We start from the raw sequence: 18,288 nt of genomic DNA, 5'->3' as shown, positions 1-18,288 counted from the left end.
GGCGCTGGGCGGGATGCGATGCAAGGCGCTCCGAGCGCCGTGTGGCGAGCCACACAAGTGAGGAGCAACGCCGCAGCGCGCCCGCCCAGCGCCCCCCAAAAAACGGGAAATTGTTTCGGGCCAAATCCTAAGGGTCGCCACAAAGAAAAAGCCCCAACCAGAAGGTCAGGGCTCAAAAGCCTTAACGCTGTCATCACGTTGAGGCACCTGCTCAGGGAGGAAAAGCAGGGAATGACCACCTTGCGGCTATCATTCATCGATTACTTTAGCAGATGAACGGCGCTTCCGGGGAGCGAACAACACCCGGAATAACGCGAAGTTTTACCTGGGTTCCAGGGTCGACAAACGCGCCCGTTCACACTTCACCGGAATTGCGCACCGTGTCCATACTCCCCCCCTATCCCGCCAGCCGCCCACGGCGTCTGCGCCGCGATGAATTCAGCCGCTCGATGGTGCGCGAACATCGCCTACATGCCAGCGATCTGATCCTGCCGGTGTTCATTTTGGCTGGCGAGAATCGCACTGAAGACATCGCATCGATGCCGGGCGTACAACGCAGAACCATCGACCGTCTGCTGCCGCTTGCTGACGAATGCCTGACTCTCGGCGTGCCATGCATTGCGCTCTTTCCGGTGATCGATGCAAGTCTCAAAACTGAGGATGGAAAAGAGGCGCTGAATCCTCAAGGTCTCGTACCCAACGCCGTGCGCGAGCTGAAGAAGCGCTTCCCCGAACTCGGCGTGCTCACCGATGTCGCGCTCGACCCGTTCACGAGCCACGGCCAGGACGGTTTACTCGATCAGAACGGCTACATCGTCAACGATGAAACTGTTGAAGTTCTAAGGCAACAGGCGCTGGTGCAAGCCGAGGCCGGCGTCGACATCGTTGCCCCCAGCGACATGATGGACGGCCGTATTGGCGTGATCCGCCAGGCGCTCGAATCGCGCGGCCTGATTCACACGAAAATCATGGCATACAGCGCAAAGTATGCGAGCGCCTTCTATGGCCCCTTCCGCGATGCTGTTGGCTCCGCCAAAAACCTCGGCAAGAGCAACAAGAAGGTCTATCAAATGGACCCCGCCAACACAGACGAAGCGCTGCGCGAAGTGGCGCTCGACATCGCCGAAGGCGCGGACATGGTGATGGTCAAACCCGGCATGCCCTATCTCGACATCGTGCGACGGGTGAAAGATGAATTCCGCTTTCCGACCTTTGCCTATCAGGTGAGCGGCGAGTACGCGATGCTCAAGGCCGCGGCGGCCAACGGGTGGCTGGACCACGATGCCGTGATGATGGAGAGCCTGCTTGCATTCAAGCGCGCAGGCGCGGATGGCGTACTGAGCTACTTCGCTTTGGACGCCGCTCGCCTCCTCGATCAATGAGCAGCCCCCACGTCGCTTCGCTCCTGCCCCGCGAGGAGGCGCAGTCCTCCCTTGGGGCGGCCCGGCGGCAGAACTAATGCGCATCTTCCACATCTGCGGCGATCAGTTCACCGAGCTCGAATCATTTCCAGAGCAATTACCAGCCGTCGGATATTTGTGGATCGGTTCGGCGCGGCGCGAGTTCGAGGTCAATGCGGGCTTGCTGCAGGCCTCCTTGCAACGATGGACGGGCGGGCAGTTGTTCGAACCGCATATCGTCGACCTGCTGAACATTCAACTGCCCTCGCATTACGACTACACCTCGTGGTACGACATCCTCGTATTCCGACGGCTCGCCGCCGGCGGCGGCAGTGCGCCGATGTTCATCGACGAGAACACGGGCACCCTGGCCACCGCGCGCAAGGCGCTCGCGTCCATAGACACCAGCCCCGTTGGCTTCTCGCTCTTCGACCGAGTGCTTCTGACCGTGCACCCGACTGACTGCACGGTGCGGGACCATTTCGCCAACCGGCTCAAGGACCAGGTTCAAGGCAGCGAAAGTCGGCTGATCGTGCGCCTGCCCACCAGCCCGGCGGACCTGATGCTGCGCATGGTCAACCACATGGTCGACAGTTACCTCGAACTGCGCCGCCTGCTCACCCGGCAGCTTGGCTATTTGCAGCAAGAGCTTTTCAGCCCGCGCAACACCTACGACACGTGGCAGTTGCTGCTCGAATCGCGCAACACGCTGCACATGCTGGAAGAGACTTGCGAGGACCAGCGGAGCGCGATCGTCGAATGGATCGACGCGCTCGACGAATGGCCCGATCCGCCGACAGGCGGCGAGCGACGCGAGAGAGATCTGCTGCGTGTGCGTTCACGTGACGTGCTCGAGCACATCGAACGCGTGTTGAGCCACGTGCGGCGGCTGGAGTCGTCGTCGGAGGCCGCCGTGGAGATTCATTTCGCGGCGCAGAGTCATCGCACGAACGCCATCATGCGGACCCTGACAGTGCTGACCGCGATCTTCCTGCCTCTCAATCTGGTGACGGGATTTTTCGGGATGAATTTCGAGGGCCTGCCGCTGATTCACAGTGCGCGCGGCTTCTGGACCGTGGCGGGCGTGATGGCGATCCTCGGCATCGGGCTAAGCATCTTTTTCTGGCGCAAGCGCTACATCGGGACGAAGCACTGAGGAGAGGCTGAGAGTATTTCGAACGTGTCCGAGCAGCACGCCAAAAGGCGCCTGATCTCGGCGCAAAGCGCAGCCATAGCTTGGCTATGGCGAGCATTTGCAATGACGAGCAGGGGGCTTTTGGCGTGATGAGCGGGCATGATCGAAAAACTCTCAGCCTCTGAGGGGTCGGTATCACCATTTGGCACAACCCGGATTTCATCGGCCTACGAATACGGGTCCTTGAACCCGAGCCGCATGACGATCTCGGTTTCGAGCGCTTCCATCTCTTGCGCATCGTCATCCGCTTCATGGTCGTAGCCCTGCGCATGCAAGGTGCCGTGAACCAACAGGTGCGCGTAGTGCGCCTCCAGCGGAATCATCTGCTTGCGCGCTTCCTCGGCCACCACCGGCGCACACAGGATCAGATCCGCGGACACGACTGGCTCGCGGCTGTAGTCGAAGGTGAGCACGTTGGTCGAATAATCCTTGCCACGGTATTCGCGGTTGAGCAACCGGCCTTCTTCCGCATCGACCACGCGCACCGTGATCTCCGCCGGCGCAGACAAGGCCGCCCGAATCCATCGCGCCACCTTGTGCCGCGGCAGGTGCGTTCGGTGCGAAGGGTCGGCAAATTGCAGCGACAGCATCAATTCCGGACGACCCATCCTCATGTCGCCTCCGAGCGCGCCGCGTCATAGGCCTCGACGATGCGCGCCACGAGCGGATGCCGCACCACGTCGGCGGAGGTGAAATGCGTCGTGGCGATGCCGCGCACGCTGCGCAATACACGCTCGGCGTCGATCAGCCCGCTGTCGGTGCCGCGCGGCAGGTCGATCTGGCTCACGTCACCCGTGACCACGCACTTGCTGCCGAAGCCGATGCGCGTCAGGAACATCTTCATCTGCTCGGGCGTCGTGTTCTGCGCCTCGTCAAGGATGATGAAGGCGTGGTTCAGGGTGCGGCCGCGCATGAAGGCGAGCGGCGCCACTTCAATCGTGCCTTTTTCGAAGGCCTTGGTCACGCGCTCCAAGCCCATCAGGTCGTAGAGCGCGTCGTACAGCGGGCGCAGGTACGGATCAACCTTTTGCGCGAGGTCTCCGGGCAGGAAGCCCAGCCGCTCGCCCGCCTCGACGGCCGGGCGGGTGAGGATGATGCGCTGCACCATGCTGCGCTCCAGTGCGTCGACCGCGCAGGCCACTGCCAGGAATGTCTTGCCCGTGCCCGCCGGCCCGATCCCGAAGGTGATGTCGTGCTCGAGGATGTTGCGCAGGTACACGTGCTGGTTGGGCGTGCGGCCGGCAAGGTCGGAGCGCCGGGTGCGCAGCACCAGTTCGCCATTCTCCCCATCGTGCGCCCCCGGTGAGCGAGTTCCGCGCGCAGCAGCCGACGTTCCCGCCCCAGCACCTGCGGCTTCGGCCAGAGCAAGCTGGAAAGTTTCCGCAGGAATCGGCTTCTTTGCCCGGTCGTACATGGCCTGCAGGAGCCCGACCGCGCGCTCGGCCTGCGCCTTGACGCCCTCGATGCGGAAGGATTCGTTGCGCCGCGTGATGCTGACCTCGAGCGTGGACTCGATATCTCGCAAATGTTCGTCCATGCTGCCGCACAGGTGGGCGAGCCGGGCATTGTCCAGGGGGATGAAGGCGTGGCGCAGGATCACGTTGGGGTCGGCGTTCTTTCGAGGCCGCATTGTCGCCTTGCGGCGGCAGCCCGCCCACAAAGAGTTATGCGCCGGTTTGCAGTGACACCACAGGCGTGATGTGCATTTCGCGCCAGTCAATCGAGCGAACGGCTTGCATTCAGCGCCCGCGCTTCCTGCACAATCGCCCGCCATGCAGCCACGTGCCCTCGCGACCCTCATTCGAACTGTCCTGGCCGTGTGGCTGATCGCGATCGTCACAAGCGCGCAGGCCGATCCTATCGCCATCAACCAGGTCTCGAGCGTCAACAGCGCCGGCATCCATTTCCCTGAAGGCATCCCCGCGCAGCCCGTGCACCTGCCCGACGACTGGTCGCAATCAAGGCCCAAGTACGACGGCAGCGTCTGGTACCGCACAAGCTTCGACCGGCCTGCCGGCACCCGCCCCGACGAACTGCTTGCGGCCTACATTGACCGGGCCTGCACCAACCTTGAAGTCCACCTGAACGGCCACCGAATCTACAGCGGCGGGCGGATGACGGAACCGCTGACGCGCAACTGCGGCTACTCGCACCTCGTGACCTTGCCCGCTGCCTGGCTGCTGCCTCAAGGCAACGTGCTCGACATCCAGGTGGTCGGCTCCGCTTTGCAGCGCGTGGGCGCCCGCCAGCGTTCGGGCGGGCTGTCCGAGATCGTCATCGGCCCACAGGCCGAGCTGGCCCGTGAGCATGGCAGCCACTTGCTCTGGAGCATCGAGTCGGTCGAGCTGATCTCGCTGGCGCTCCTCATTCTTGGCGGGTTCATGTTGGGGCTGTGGTGGGTCAACCGCGGCGAGACCTCCTTGTTGTATTTCGGCCTGCTGCTTCTGGGCTGGGCGCTCATGTCGGTGCGCGTGTGGTGGCGCGACCTGCCGCTTGACACTGCCACCGTCGAATTCATCGGCTCCTGCGCCTACCCGCTGCTGGTCGCCTTTGCCGTGCAGTTCATGTTGAGCCACGCAGGCCTGCGGTCGCGCTTCATCGAGGCCGGGCTGATCGTGCAGTGTTTGCTGATGCCGCTCACGCTGATGATGGGCTGGCCGACAAGAATTTTCCTCGTGGCCAACGCTTGGTATTCGCTGCTGTCGCTGGAAGTCTTCGCGACCGTCGCGCTGTACCTCACCATGACCTGGCGCCAGCGTCGCATCAATTTCAAGTCGATGCTGTTCATCCTCACCTGCACGGCATTCGTGTTGCTCATCGAGATGGGAGTGCAATTGCAGTTGATCCCCTTGCCCAGGCTGCCGCTCACGCATTTCGCCCTGCCGGTGCTCTTTCTCGCGGTGGGCTCACGGCTCTTGCAGGTGTTCGCTCACGCCCTGCGCTCGGCAGAGGCGAACCGGTCCAGCCTCGAAGACCGAGTGAAGGAGATCACCTCTGAGATCGAACGCAACTTCGCGCAGCTTTCTGAACTGCGCGTCGAGCAGGTGACGGAAAAGGAACGCAAGCGCATTGCCGCCGACCTGCACGACGACTTGGGTGCCAAGCTTCTGACCATCGTGCACACCAGCGAAAGCGAACGCATCTCGACGCTTGCTCGCGAGGCGCTTGAAGAGATGCGGCTGTCTGTTCGCGGCCTGACCGGCAAGCCGGTTCGCCTCGCCGATGCGCTGGCGGACTGGCGCGCCGAGACCGTCCTGCGCCTGGGCCAAGCCAACATCGAGACAGACTGGAAGGGCCCGGCCGAGGAGATCGACCACTTGCTGCCGGCGCGCGCCTATGTGCAGACCACCCGCATCCTGCGAGAGGCCGTCAGCAACATCATCAAGCACAGCGGCGCGTCGCACTGCAAGGTGCGCTCCAGCGTGGGTGAACGCGATTTCGGCCTGCTTGTGCAGGACAACGGCAAGGGCATTCCGATGGAGCTGGACGGTAAGCTCGACCGCGGCCATGGCATGTCCAGCATGAAGCACCGCGCCAAGCAACTGGCGGGGCAATGTCTTGTGGAGTCAGGCCCAGGGTATGGCACCGTGATAAGGCTCACGCTGCCGTTGTAGCCTTTTTCGCACAGTGGGCGCTCACGCTGTAGGATTGCTCGATGAAAAACATCCTCTTGCTTGAAGACCTCCCGGAAATTCGCGCTTGGATGAAGCAGCTCGTGCTGCAGGTGTTTCCGCAATCGCTGATCTCCGAGGCAGCCCGCGTCCATGACGCACTCGAACTCATCACCGCAGTGAAGTTCGACCTGGCCCTTGTGGATCTGGGCCTGCCCGACGGTTCTGGAGTCGACGTGGTGGCCGCGCTTCGCGAGTCGCAGCCCGAGGCCCAATCGGTTGTCGTGACGATCCACGACGATGACGATCACCTTTTTCCCGCGCTTCAGGCCGGTGCCTTCGGGTATTTGCTCAAGGAACAGGCGCGCGAGCTGATCTCTGAGCAGTTGAAGCGCATGAGTCAGGGCGAACCGCCCTTGTCGCCGTCGATCGCGCGGCGTGTGATTTCGCATTTTGCCTCGCAGTCGCGTCCGCAGGAGCGGCCGCAGAACATGCCGCACGTGTCGCTGACCGATCGCGAAAACGAAGTCCTGTTGCGCGTGGCCAAGGGCTTCACGCTACCGGAGATCGGCGTGCAGTTGAACCTGTCACGCCACACCATCGCGGATTACGTGAAGCAGATCTATCGCAAGCTGAACGTGAGTTCGCGGGCGGAAGCTGCACTGGAAGCGCAGCGGCTGGGGTTGTTCAGGCGCTGATTCGTCAACCGGATGAAGTCCGGGAATCGGCTTTCGCGGCCAAGCATCCCCGGATGCATCGCAGCTACAAGCAGCGTCGCGATAATGCGCCGATGATTGGTCGACTTACCGGCGTCCTCGCGGAAAAATCGCCTCCGCAATTGCTTATCGATGTGAACGGGCTCGGCTACGAAGTCAATGTGCCCATGAGCAGCTTCTACAACCTGCCGGCACTTGGCGAACGTGTCACATTGCTCACGCATTACGTCGTTCGCGAAGACGCGCACGTGCTCTTCGGCTTTCTCACCCACGAAGAACGCACCACCTTCCGGGAGCTGGTGAAGATTTCGGGCGTGGGCCCGCGGACTGCGTTGTCCATTCTCTCGGGGCTGAGCGTCACCGAGCTGACTCATGCCGTGAGCCTGCAGGAAAGCGGACGTCTGGTGAAAGTGCCCGGCATCGGCAAGAAAACCGCCGAGCGGCTCCTGCTCGAACTCAAGGGCAAGCTGGGCGATGCGCTGACCGCCCCGACTACCGTAGCGAATGATGCGCAAGCCGACATCCTCCAGGCCCTCGTGGCCTTGGGTTACAGCGACCGCGAGGCCGCTACCGCCCTGAAGAACCTGCCGGCCGACGCGAGCGTCAGCGACGGCATCAAGCTAGCCCTGAAGTCGCTCGCGCGCTGAGCGCTGAGGTCACTGCGGAGGTGCAGCCGTCACCGCATGCACCTTCACGTCCACCGTCACTTCGCCCGCCTTCTCGAACTTGAGCGTCATCGGAAAGCTGTCGCCTTCCCTGAGCGGCGCCTTCAGGCCGACGAGCATGAAGTGCATGCCACCCGGCTGGAGCACAATGGTCTTGTTCGCCGGCACATCGATGGCATCGACCTGACGCATGCGCATCACGTTGCCGTCCATGCTGCTGGTGTGCATCTCCACGCTTCGCGAGACCGAGGTCTTGACCGCAACGAGCTTGTCGGACTTGCCGTGGTTTTCGATTTGGAGGTAGGCGCCCCCCGAGGGCTGGCCCGGCACGGTGGCACGGGCGTAGGTGTGGCCGATGGCAATGTCACCCACGCGCAAGTCATGGGCAAAGGAGATGAGCGATGCCGACGCGAGCGCGGCGCCAACGACGAAACGAAGAATTTTCACGAGAGGCATGCCTGGGATTGTGCCAAACGCGGTGTCGACGGCCATCGATAATGGCCCCATGAGCATCCAGACCGACGACTTCGAAGCGCCCCCACGCCGCGTGGTCAGCGCAGCGGCCGCGTCGCCGAATGAAGAGGCCATCGAACGCGCCCTGCGACCCAAGGGTCTTGCCGAATACGTCGGGCAAACCAAGGCGCGTGAGCAGCTCGAAATCTTCATCGGCGCGGCCAGGATGCGCAGCGAAGCGATGGATCATGTGCTGCTGTTCGGCCCGCCCGGCCTCGGCAAAACGACGCTCTCGCACATCATCGCCAACGAGCTTGGTGTAAACCTGCGGCAGACCTCGGGCCCGGTGCTGGAAAAGCCCAAGGACCTGGCGGCGATACTCACGAATCTAGAACGTAACGATGTGCTGTTCATCGACGAGATTCATCGGCTGAGTCCGGTGGTCGAAGAGATCCTCTACCCTGCGCTGGAGGATTACCAGATCGACATCATGATCGGCGAAGGGCCCGCGGCGCGATCGATCAAGCTGGATCTGCAGCCCTTCACCCTCGTTGGCGCGACCACGCGGGCGGGCATGCTGACCAATCCGCTGCGCGACCGCTTCGGTATCGTGACGCGGCTCGAGTTCTACTCGCCCGAAGAACTGGCACGCATCGTTCACCGCTCGGCTGGTTTGCTCAAAGTGCCCATCGATGCTGAAGGCGCTTTCGAGATCGCCCGACGCTCGCGCGGGACGCCTCGAATTTCGAACCGGCTGCTGCGCCGCGTGCGTGATTACGCTGACGTGAAGGGCAATGGGAGCATCGTCAAGGCCATCGCCGACAAGGCACTCGCCATGCTGGACGTCGATCCTCAGGGCTTCGACGTGATGGATCGCAAGCTGCTCGAAGCGATCATTCATCGATTCGATGGCGGGCCCGTGGGTCTCGACAACGTGGCGGCGGCGATCGGCGAAGAACGCGACACCATCGAGGACGTGATCGAGCCTTATCTCATTCAGCAGGGTTTCCTGCAGCGCACGCCACGCGGACGCATCGCGACATTGGCGGCGTTCCGACACCTGGGCGTCGTGCCATCGAAGTCGGCAGGGGAATTGTTCGAGTAGAAGCACACGACTCGGCCTTCCCGCAGCTTTCCCGCAGCCTTCACGCAGCGCTTCCGACTTTGTCGGCCGACTCGCCCCGCGTGTCTTCGTCGAGGTGGAGTGTGTCGCTCCAGCCCACGAGCATGAAGCCTTCGGGTGTGTAGAGCACCCGGTTGATGCTTGCGTTGCCGAGCTGCCAAGAGCGTGGCGCCTGCAGGTCGATGCGCGAGGCAGCGCGGTACAGGCAGTCCATCACGCCACCGTGCGCCACGAGGGCAATGGTCTGTCCGGCATGCGCCGCTGCGAGACGGGAGGCCGTGCCCACGCAGCGTTCGTAGAACACCGGCAACGACTCGCCGCCCTGCGGCGCAAAGCCGAGGTCGCGTTTTCGCCAGCGCTCGCTTTCCACGGGCCAGCGTTCTCCGATCTCTTTCCAGGTGAATCCTTCGAACTCGCCGAAGTGGCGCTCGCGCAGCCCGATATCGGTCACGATGTCGCAACCTGTGCTGTCAGCCACCGCGCGCGCGGTTTCATAGGCACGCAGCAGGTCGCTCGCATAGATGGCGACGATGCCCTCGTCGGCCACCGCGCCGCCGAGCCGCTTCGCCTGCCATCGCCCCATGTCGTTGAGCGGAATGTCGAGCTGTCCCTGGATTCGCGTGTCGACATTCCACGCGGTCTCACCGTGGCGAATCGCGATGATTCGGGTAATCTTGTCCTGCATTGAAAACTTCAGAGGCTGAGAGTATTTCGAGCGTGTCCGAGCAGCATGTCAAAAGGCGCCTGATCTAGGCGCAATGGCGAGCATTTGCAACGACGAGCAGGTCTTTTGGCGTGATGAGCGGGCATGATCGAAATACTCTCAGCCTCTCAGTCGCCGATTGAGGGTGTAAGTGCCGGAATGGGTGGCTTCCCCTCGCACATAGGGATAGATCGCCTCGCGAACCTGCGCACCGGTGAATGCACCATGAACTGGCGCACGCTCGATGCCAAGCGCATAGAGCGTGAAGACGTAGTGATGCACCAACGAATCATTGAATGGCGGAAACGGCCCGTCGTAGCCGAAGTATTCGCCTTTCATCTGCTCGTCGCCCCCGAACCAGCCAGTGAAATCGTTGATGCCATGGCGTGCGCCGTACAACGTGGCTGGGCCAGTCTTGCCGCGGGGCGTGAAACCGCTGCTGAATTCGCCCTCTGCGATTTGCGTGAGCGAAACCGGCAGATCCACGAGCACCCAGTGAAAGAAGTCAACCCGCGCCAGATCGGCGGGGATTTCTCGGTCCATCTTGTTCACGTCGTCGCCGAGACTGGGTACGTCGAAGTCATGGCATATCAGCGCGAGCGACAGGGTACCCTGTGGTACGTCACTCCACGCGAGGTGCGGATTGCGGTTGTCCGAGAAGACGGGCTTGCCAGATGCATCGAGCCGACCGGCCGCGTATTTAGCCGGAATGTGCTCGCCGTTGACCCAACTGTCACTCCAAAGCTTCATTGTGATGTCTCCATCGTTTCCTGCGTATTCTCGAACACCCTCAGAGGCTGAGAGTTTTTCGAGCGTGACTGAGCAGCACGTCAAAAGGCACCTGATCTAGGCGCAAAGCGCAGCCATAGCTCGTGCTATGGCGAGCATTTGCAACAACGAGCAGGGGTCTTTTGGCGTGATGAGCGGGCATGATCGAAATACTCTCAGGCTCTCAGACACCCCAGACGATCTCTTTGTCTGCGGCATGTGCGCGCTTCATCATGTCCACGAGCGGCCAAGCACGCTGCTGCAGACTCACGCCGTCGCGTGCGGAGATCTGCCGCCCCTCGGCGGCGGCTTCTGCTTCATCCTGTTTGCGCTGGGCCTCGTCCGCCGCCACCGCCTGCTCGATGGCTTGGATGGCCGCTGGCATGGCTTGCGGCTCGATGATGCCCTTGGGCGCGGGCGACTTGCCAATGACGCGGAGTACCTCGTCGCCATTCGGCCCCATCATGATCACATCGCCGGACGCATTGGACTTGAACTTGTAGATCATGGCGGGCCAGTGTCCTTGTAGATGTAGCTTCGATTGAACGGGAACGGCGATTGTGCCCCCGTGATCGGACCGTCATTCAATTCGCCGCTCGGTCGCGACGCGAGCATCTGATGCAAGGAGATCCAGCCGCGCTCGAAGCTCATGGCGCTGCCGGCCAAGTACAAGCGATAAGCGCGCACGACGCGATCGGTGGCAATTTGGCGCGCCCGATCGAGCTGAGATTCCAGGCCGTCGCTCCATGCCCATAGGGTCTTCGCGTAATGCGGCCGCAGGTTTTCGACATCAAGCGGCTCCAGCCGAGCCTCGCTCATCACCTTGAGCACGTGCGACGCGTGCAGCAACTCGCCTCCAGGAAAGATGTAGCGCTCGATGAAGTTGCCCATGCCCGCACCAAGCTGATCGTTGCGCGTGCCGCCCGAGGTGATGCCGTGGTTCATCAACAGGCCGCCCGGCTTGAGCAGGCGCCAGATCTTGTCGAAGTAGTTGCGCAGGTTCGCGCGCCCGACGTGCTCGAACATGCCGATGGAAGCGACCCTGTCGTAGGGCTCGTCCTCGGGCAGTTCGCGGTAATCGCGCAGTTCGATCTTCACGCGGCCAGCCAGCCCCTTCTCTTCGATCAGGCGGCTGACGTGCGCATGCTGGTTCTTACTGAGCGTAATGCCGTGCGCCTGAACGCCGTAGTTTTCGGCCGCCCACAGCAGCAGGCCGCCCCAGCCCGCACCGATGTCCAGGAAGCGCTCCCCTTCTCGCAGCATGAGCTTCTTGCACACGTGGTCGAGCTTGGCCTCCTGTGCCTGCGCGAGGGTCATGTCGGTGTCGCGAAAGTAGGCGCACGAATAGATGCGGCGCGGGTCCAGCCACAACGCGTAAAAATCATCGGAAACGTCATAGTGGAAGGCAATCTGCTCGGCGTCCATGCGCAACTGGTGCCGTACGCGCGATCGGTTGGTGCGGATCAGCGCGCGCCACCAGCGAACCGGGGCACCGCCACCGTGCGCCGCCTGGGTCGGATCGGCGCCGATCATCTGCGCGGCGATCTCCATCAATTCGCGCATGGATCCAATGACCTCGAGCCTGCCTTCGACGTGATCCTCGGCCACGCGCCCGACCTGACCGGCGGCGATACACGCCAACGACGAAAGGTCGCGCAATTTCAGCGTCACACGTGCATCGGATGCGCCCACACGTTCACCCGCCGGCAGTTCCACCGCCAGCGGAATCTGCAAGGCCAGGAGCTTTCTCTCGAGCAGCGAAGTGATGGAAACCATGGCGCCCCGCTTGTGAGACGCAAACACTGTACAAAAATCGGATGGGGATGTCGCGCGGCGGGTCATCGGGGCACAGCTGCAGCAGCTTTCTCAGTTCAAGCCCCGCCCAAACCCCGTATTCAGCACATCCGTCTCGCTCATGCAGATACTGCCGTCCACGCCCCACTCCACCCTCGTAATCCCCGGCCAGAGGTTTTCGATGCGGCGCAGTTCGGCCTCCTGCTGGGTCAACTGCCCACGCTGCATGCGCAATTGGTCTGCCAGTTCGGCGTTTTCGATGCGCAACCGACGCGTCTCAACCGCGTCGCGGATCGCCGCCAGCAACTCGGCTTCGCCCCAGGGCTTGATCACGATCCGCCCGACCTGCGCCACGTTCACTGCGTCGATCACCGTGTCGAACTCGCGCGAGCCCGACAGCAGGATTCGGCCGGTCTGCGGCTGCACTTCCTTGATGCGCCGAAGCGTCTCCACGCCGTCGAGTTCGGGCATGCGGTAGTCCGACACGACCACGTCGATGATTCGCTCCTGCGCCGCCTCGATGGCCTTGAGCGGCGAGGTGAAAGTCTCGACGGCGTGAGGCCGGCCGGGCACCGGTGGATGCAGGCGCAACACGCGCTGCAACGCGGACAGCACGTGCGCTTCGTCGTCAATCAGCAGGATTCGGATTTCGGTCATGTCGTACTCCGGTACACGGTCACTTCGATGTCCTTGCCGACACGGCGCTGGAAAGAATCCAGCCGACGGATCATCGTGTCGTCCAGCAGATGGTCCTTGGACAGCAGCAACACGCCAATGCCCGCGGTGAGATCTTGCGCAAGCACCATCCCCGCTTTCAGGCCGGACACGGGCAGCTTCCGGGTCGGCACGGCGCTGGATTCTTCATTCAATAGGGCCACGAGGGCTTGCGACACCTTTGGATCAAAGCGCGTGTCGCTGCCGTTCTTGAGCCAGTTGCAGGCGTCCTGGTGCGAGAAGGCGCGCGTTTCGATGCTGCCGGCACGAAGCCGCTCGTACTCGCTCGCGGCGCGAAGCACGCGGGAGCCCAGAGGAATTGCGTCGCCCTTCAAATTTGCGGGCATGCCCTTGCCGTCCCAACGTTCATACAGGCAGCGCAGCACGCGGCCCGCGCCGCGCAGTGACTGCAACGACATCAGGTAGCTGTCGGCGTTGAGCGGATGCTTCATGAATTCATCGCGTTCACGCCCGGTGAGCGCATGCAATGGTGTGGTCAGCCATTTCTCGGAGAATGTCAGCTTGCCGAGATCTTCGAGCAGTGCCGCATAGATGGTGTCCTGCAACTCCTCGCCGCACAGGCCCACGCGCGGCCCGAGGTTCTTCACGTGGTCCGCCACGCGTCGTGCGCAGCCGCCGGTGAGCCCCGGCCGCTGTTCGAGGATGGTGGACAACACCTTCAACGTGCCTTGAAAGTCCGCCGAGATGCGAGCATGCGCCGCCTTCACGTCGTCGGTGGCCTTTTGCAAATCCTTGGTGCGCTCCTGCACCTTCTGTTCCAGCTGTTCAGCATGCGCCGCCAGCTGGGCGTTCTGCTCCTTCGTGAGCGCGAGCAACTGGTCGCGTTCGCGCGCGAGGCGTTTGCGTTCCAGGCCGTCGTGCAGCACCGACAGCAGCACGTCGTCATCCCAGGGCTTGGAGAGGTAGCGGAAGATTTCGCCGTTGTTCACCGCCTCGATCGTCGAGGTGATGTCGGAGTAACCAGTGAGCAGGATGCGCACTGCCTCGGGCATCTTCCGGCGCGCGGCCTGCAGGAATTGCGCTCCCGTCATCTCGGGCATGCGCATGTCGGAAATGATCGCGTCGACGGGCTGAGTCTCGAGAACCTGCAGGCCTTCGGCCCCGCCAAGCGCGATGTGCACTGTGAAGCCACGCGAACGCAACGTGCGCCGAAGCGCCGAGACGATGTTCGGCTCATCGTCGACGGCAAGCACCGAAAAGCCCGTGCCGATGACCTCAGCCATGAGCCACCTCCTCTTGCAGTTGCCCTTCGCGCACGCGCGGCAGCACGACGCGGAAGCTCGTTCCCCGGCCGGGCGCGCTCTTGAGCACGATCTTGCCGTTGTGCTTTTGCACGATCGAATATGACACCGACAGGCCCAGCCCCGTGCCCTTGCCCACCGGCTTGGTGGTGTAGAAGGGTTCGAAGATGCGCGCCTGCACCTCGGCCGGCATGCCGCATCCGTCGTCGGCCACTTCGACCCACACGCGGGCGTCGTCGAATCCCGATCGCAAGGTGATGGTGCCCTTGTCGGGTATCGCCTGCGCGGCGTTGACGAGCAGGTTCATGAATACCTGGTTGAGCTGTGTCGGCAGGCAGGGCACGTCAGGCAACGGCACCAGATCCTTCACCACGGCGGCCTTGTACTTGACCTCGTTCTGCACGATATTGAGCGTGCTTTCCAAGCCCTTCACGAGGTTGGCGTTTTCCCAGTCGTCGCTCTTGTCGACGTGCGAGAAGTCCTTCAGGTCCTGCACGATCTTCTTCACGCGGTCGAGACCCTCCCGGGTTTCGCTCATGAGCTGCGGAATGTCTTCTTCGAGAAAATCGATGTCGCAATGGGGCTCGGGTCCGTCCCCCTTGCCGCGCAGGTGGCGCACCACCGTCAGCAGCTCGTCCATGTAGTCCTGCAGCGTGCTGATGTTCGAGCAAACATAGCCCACCGGGTTGTTGATCTCATGCGCCACGCCCGCCGCCAACTGGCCGATGGATGCCATCTTCTCGGACTGCAGAAGTTGCTGCTGCGTCGCCTGCAGTTGCGCATTCATCGCGCGCATCTCTTCGTTGAGTTGCGACAGCCGATCGATGCGCTCCATCTGCTCGGTATGGAGGTTGGCGTTGTCCACCACCAGCGCCACAAGGGTCACGAGAGAACGTCCGCGCTTCAGGTCGTCCTCGATGAAGGGTGCCCCTTCGCCAATGCGGTTCATCGACAGCGCGCCGACCCGGCGGCTCTTGATCGCGAGCGGCCAGCAAATCGCCGAACGCGGACGGTTCTGCGGTCGCTGCGGGGCATTGAGATCGTCGACGGATCGCTTGAGCTCGCCATTGATGAGCAGGGGCTCGCCGCTTTGCGCGACCTTGCCCAGCACGCCGGTACCCAGCGCCACCGTCTGCCCGACGACGCAGTCTGGCAGGTCGATGCCGGCGACGATGCGCAATTGCGACGGCTCCTGTCGATCCACTACCGCGAGGCTGCCGCTTTGCGCGCCGAAGCTGCGCACGATGTGGCTCAGCATGGCCTGCAAGGCCTCGCTTTCGCCCTCGGCTTTCCGGCTGAGCTCGTGCAGCTCTTCGACGAGCGACAGTGCGGCTTCTGAACTCGCATCCATATGATTCTCGACTTATCCGTTCAAGAGACTGGCCAGGGTTTCGATCTCGCTGCGCGCCTCGTCCACGACCTGATTGACCGGCGCGAGGGTGTCCGTCGACAGCTTGGCCACTTGCACCGCATCTTCGGCCGAGCCTGCAAGGCGATTCGCGACCCACACTGCCTGTTGTACGAGCGTGAGCTTCGACAAAGGCGGCTCGGCGTGATGGTGGCGTGCAGCGTCGGCAATGGCCTGCGGCAGGCCCCAGGCTTCCAGCAAGTCCGCGCCCAGACTGTCATGCGTCTGGCCGAAGCGTTCGGCCTCCAACACACGCACGTCGCCGTCTGGCATTTCGGCGTGCAGCGCGGCATAGGCGGCGCCATGAATTTGCATCAGATGCACCTGGCCCATGTCATGAAGCAGGCCCGCCGTGAATGCAAGGTCCGATGCAGCCGAATCGTCTTCGATCAGCCGTCGCGCCAAGGCTGCGCAGCTCACGGTGTGATGCCATTGCGTGCGCGCGAAGCCCGGGTCGATATCGGCATGGCGCAACGGCGTGACCACCGCGAGCGACATCACCATGCGGCGCACCGCGCCCATGCCCAGCACCATGACGGCATCGGACACGCCCGCGATCTGCCGGCGCATGCCGAAAAATGGTGAATTCACGAGCCTCAGCAACGAGGCGGTGAGCGAGGGGTCGAGCTCGATCAGTTTGCCGACGTCTCCTGCCGAGACGTTCGGGTCCTGCATCTGCCGGATCAACTGCACGGCCACCGCGGGGAATGGCGGAGGCAGCAGCGGTCTTTTCGCGCTGGGGGTCGCACCCTCGGGCGTGGTGCTCTTCGGAGAACTTTCGTGCTGCGCACTGCGGTACTCGCTCTTGTAGCAGTCCTGGGTGCTCATGATCTGGCTCCCTGAAGCAAGGTGATGACAGTGCCCGTCCCGCGCGATAGTGCGCCCAGGCCGTTGCACCGCACTTCATACATCACATCGCCGATCTGCACCAGCCGCAAGTCGTTGCAGGCGTCCGCGAAAGACCCTGACAGCCCATCCAATGGCAGCACGTCGTTCACGTGCTCACCGACGACCGATGCGCCGCCGCCCAACAGCATGTCTGCAGCAGCATTGCTGATGGCAATCATTCCGCTCGCGTCCACGCCCAGGATGGGGACCGGCACCACGCCCAGCGCTTCGTGGGTGACGTCTAGCGCCACCTCTTCGCGCTGAAGGCGTTCCTCGTTTTGCTGCAGGCGGCTTTCCAGCAGCTTATTGATGTCGCGCAGGCGCTGCTGCAGCAGTTGGCTCTCGGCCACCATCTCGTATTGCCGGAAGGCCTGCTCGATTTCCTCGTTGAGCTGGACGTCGTTCCAGGGCTTGGTCAGAAACTTGTAGATCGCGCCTTCGTTGATGGCCTCCGTCACCGATTGCAGTTCGGTGTAGCCCGACAGCACGATGCGCACCGTGTCGGGATAGATCTGTTTTACCCGCGCGAGAAAGTCCGTGCCGCGCATGAGGGGCATGCGCTGATCGGACATGACCACGCCCACGGGATGCCGCCCCAGAAGTTCGAAGGCTTCGTCAGGCATGTTCGCGATGTGCACCGTCCAGGGCTGCGCACGGAACACGCGACGCAGCGAGCGAAGGATGTTGGGCTCATCGTCGAGGAGCAGCAGATGGCGCGCGCTCTGCTGCACCTGCGCGGCCTGCTGAAAGATGCGGCCCGACTGAAGCATGGCGCTCGCTTCGCGGCGGAACTGGTTTTCAGCCAGCGCCTTGGGCAGTTCGGATTCGAGCCACTGTCGCGACGCCAGGCCTGGGTCCTGATCGCAGCGGAGGATCTGCATCTGCAGGCTCGCGTCCTTGCACTCGCCCACGTCTTCCTGCATGCCGACGTAGTGCGTGAGCGCGCCATGTTCGTCGACGATTGGCGCAAGACTCAGGCGGTTCCAGAAGGGGCTGCCATCGCGGCGGTAGCTGCGCACGACGGTCGTGAGCTTTTTGCCTTGCACGATGGCGCGGCGGATGTCCGCACAGACGTCGGCATCGGTCTCAGGCCCATGCAGAAAGGCACAGCTGCGGCCGAGCACCTGGTCGAGCGTAAAGCCGGTGAGTTCGATGAAGGCAGGATTGGCGTAGACGACGGGCGAACCTGGAAGCCGCAAGTCGCACAGCACCATCGCTGCGCGAGAGGCGTCCAGCGCCTGCATCAAGACATGATTGGGCAGCGGTCTGGCCGCCGCGGCCGGAATCGGCCCCACCACCGTCAACATCTTGTACCGCTCCCTTGAGACATTCCCTTGCAGTGCGATGTTTATCGGGTCACCGCATCTGCTCTTGCATGATTCCAGGGAAGATCTCTGTGCAAAGCGTGTTAAAGCGCCTGTTTTGGCCTCCAACTTGACGAGGAAGCCGGCTGGTCTTCGGTTTCGACGCCTTCGGGCCCTCAGAGACTGAGAGTATTTCGATCATGCCCGCTCATCACGCCAAAAGCCCCCTGCTCGTCGTTGCAAATGCTCGCCATAGCCAAGCTATGGCTGCGCTTTGCGCCTAG

At 62.7% G+C, this 18,288-nt stretch carries 18 protein-coding genes; 6 read left to right on the top strand and 12 right to left on the bottom strand.

Going from position 1 to position 18,288, the window contains the following annotated elements; all coding sequences use genetic code 11:
* The first annotated feature begins 380 nt into the window (after window positions 1-380).
* Window positions 381-1,382 (top strand): porphobilinogen synthase, encoded by a 1,002-nt coding sequence (gene hemB / locus AC30NL_RS05360; protein WP_489462979.1) that lies wholly within the window; start codon window positions 381-383, stop codon window positions 1,380-1,382.
* A 76-nt stretch (window positions 1,383-1,458) separates the two neighbouring features.
* Complete coding sequence (locus AC30NL_RS05355) at window positions 1,459-2,556, top strand: magnesium transporter CorA family protein (protein ID WP_489462978.1); 1,098 nt, start codon at window positions 1,459-1,461, stop codon at window positions 2,554-2,556.
* A 206-nt stretch (window positions 2,557-2,762) separates the two neighbouring features.
* Here AC30NL_RS05355 and ybeY read toward each other — a convergent pair whose 3' ends face one another.
* The gene (gene ybeY / locus AC30NL_RS05350) at window positions 2,763-3,203 is read right to left on the bottom strand and encodes an rRNA maturation RNase YbeY (protein ID WP_489462981.1); all 441 of its coding nucleotides are present in this window, start codon (window positions 3,201-3,203) and stop codon (window positions 2,763-2,765) included.
* Between the two features lie 2 nt (window positions 3,204-3,205).
* Window positions 3,206-4,195 (bottom strand): PhoH family protein, encoded by a 990-nt coding sequence (locus AC30NL_RS05345; RefSeq protein ID WP_489462977.1) that lies wholly within the window; start codon window positions 4,193-4,195, stop codon window positions 3,206-3,208.
* Between the two features lie 172 nt (window positions 4,196-4,367).
* Between AC30NL_RS05345 and AC30NL_RS05340 the strand changes: the two genes are divergently transcribed.
* The 3 genes from AC30NL_RS05340 (at window position 4,368) to ruvA (ending at window position 7,569) form a co-directional block, all read left to right on the top strand.
* Window positions 4,368-6,209, top strand: a complete 1,842-nt coding sequence (locus tag AC30NL_RS05340; RefSeq protein ID WP_489462976.1) for a sensor histidine kinase — start codon at window positions 4,368-4,370, stop codon at window positions 6,207-6,209.
* A gap of 41 nt (window positions 6,210-6,250) precedes the next feature.
* Entirely contained in the window at window positions 6,251-6,904 is a 654-nt protein-coding gene (locus tag AC30NL_RS05335; protein ID WP_489462975.1) for a response regulator, read from the top strand.
* 92 nt (window positions 6,905-6,996) lie between these two features.
* On the top strand, window positions 6,997-7,569 hold the full coding sequence (gene ruvA / locus AC30NL_RS05330; protein WP_489462980.1) for a Holliday junction branch migration protein RuvA: 573 nt from the start codon (window positions 6,997-6,999) through the stop codon (window positions 7,567-7,569).
* Window positions 7,570-7,578: 9 nt separating this feature from the next.
* Here the strand turns inward: ruvA and AC30NL_RS05325 are convergent, their stop codons facing one another.
* A complete protein-coding gene (locus AC30NL_RS05325) occupies window positions 7,579-8,043 on the bottom strand; it encodes a copper chaperone PCu(A)C (RefSeq protein WP_489462974.1) in 465 nt (154 codons plus the stop codon).
* A 49-nt stretch (window positions 8,044-8,092) separates the two neighbouring features.
* Here AC30NL_RS05325 and ruvB point away from each other — a divergent pair, with 49 nt between their 5' ends.
* Window positions 8,093-9,145 carry a Holliday junction branch migration DNA helicase RuvB gene (gene ruvB, locus AC30NL_RS05320; protein WP_489462973.1) on the top strand — a complete coding sequence of 351 codons (1,053 nt, stop codon included), beginning with the start codon at window positions 8,093-8,095 and terminating at the stop codon, window positions 9,143-9,145.
* Window positions 9,146-9,185: 40 nt separating this feature from the next.
* Here ruvB and AC30NL_RS05315 read toward each other — a convergent pair whose 3' ends face one another.
* The 9 genes from AC30NL_RS05315 to AC30NL_RS05275 all read right to left on the bottom strand — a co-directional run bounded on the left by AC30NL_RS05315 (window position 9,186) and on the right by AC30NL_RS05275 (window position 18,007).
* On the bottom strand, window positions 9,186-9,848 hold the full coding sequence (locus tag AC30NL_RS05315) for a histidine phosphatase family protein (protein ID WP_489462972.1): 663 nt from the start codon (window positions 9,846-9,848) through the stop codon (window positions 9,186-9,188).
* Window positions 9,849-9,986: 138 nt separating this feature from the next.
* Window positions 9,987-10,616: a YbhB/YbcL family Raf kinase inhibitor-like protein gene (locus AC30NL_RS05310; protein WP_489462971.1), complete on the bottom strand. Its 630-nt coding sequence runs from the start codon at window positions 10,614-10,616 to the stop codon at window positions 9,987-9,989.
* Between the two features lie 202 nt (window positions 10,617-10,818).
* Window positions 10,819-11,142, bottom strand: coding sequence for a DUF1840 domain-containing protein (locus AC30NL_RS05305; RefSeq protein ID WP_489462970.1), 324 nt, complete (start codon window positions 11,140-11,142; stop codon window positions 10,819-10,821).
* A complete protein-coding gene (locus tag AC30NL_RS05300; RefSeq protein WP_489462969.1) occupies window positions 11,139-12,410 on the bottom strand; it encodes a class I SAM-dependent methyltransferase in 1,272 nt (423 codons plus the stop codon). The genes AC30NL_RS05305 and AC30NL_RS05300 overlap by 4 nt, the downstream gene beginning before the upstream one ends.
* A 90-nt stretch (window positions 12,411-12,500) precedes the next feature.
* Entirely contained in the window at window positions 12,501-13,085 is a 585-nt protein-coding gene (locus AC30NL_RS05295) for a response regulator (RefSeq protein WP_489462968.1), read from the bottom strand.
* A complete protein-coding gene (gene nosR / locus AC30NL_RS05290; protein ID WP_489462967.1) occupies window positions 13,082-14,386 on the bottom strand; it encodes a response regulator c-di-GMP phosphodiesterase, NosR family in 1,305 nt (434 codons plus the stop codon). Before nosR ends, AC30NL_RS05295 begins: the two co-directional genes overlap by 4 nt.
* Complete coding sequence (locus AC30NL_RS05285; RefSeq protein ID WP_489462966.1) at window positions 14,379-15,755, bottom strand: sensor histidine kinase; 1,377 nt, start codon at window positions 15,753-15,755, stop codon at window positions 14,379-14,381. Before AC30NL_RS05285 ends, nosR begins: the two co-directional genes overlap by 8 nt.
* Before the next feature lie 12 nt (window positions 15,756-15,767).
* Window positions 15,768-16,640: an HDOD domain-containing protein gene (locus tag AC30NL_RS05280; RefSeq protein ID WP_489462965.1), complete on the bottom strand. Its 873-nt coding sequence runs from the start codon at window positions 16,638-16,640 to the stop codon at window positions 15,768-15,770.
* Window positions 16,637-18,007 carry a response regulator gene (locus AC30NL_RS05275; RefSeq protein ID WP_489462964.1) on the bottom strand — a complete coding sequence of 457 codons (1,371 nt, stop codon included), beginning with the start codon at window positions 18,005-18,007 and terminating at the stop codon, window positions 16,637-16,639. Before AC30NL_RS05275 ends, AC30NL_RS05280 begins: the two co-directional genes overlap by 4 nt.
* Between the last annotated feature and the right edge of the window lie 281 nt (window positions 18,008-18,288).

This window comes from Rhizobacter sp., from assembly GCA_021153565.1.
Classification (GTDB): Bacteria; Pseudomonadota; Gammaproteobacteria; order Burkholderiales; family Burkholderiaceae_C; genus Albitalea.
Note: the sequence above shows the minus strand (reverse complement) of the source record. Positions and strands in the feature narration are given on the sequence as shown.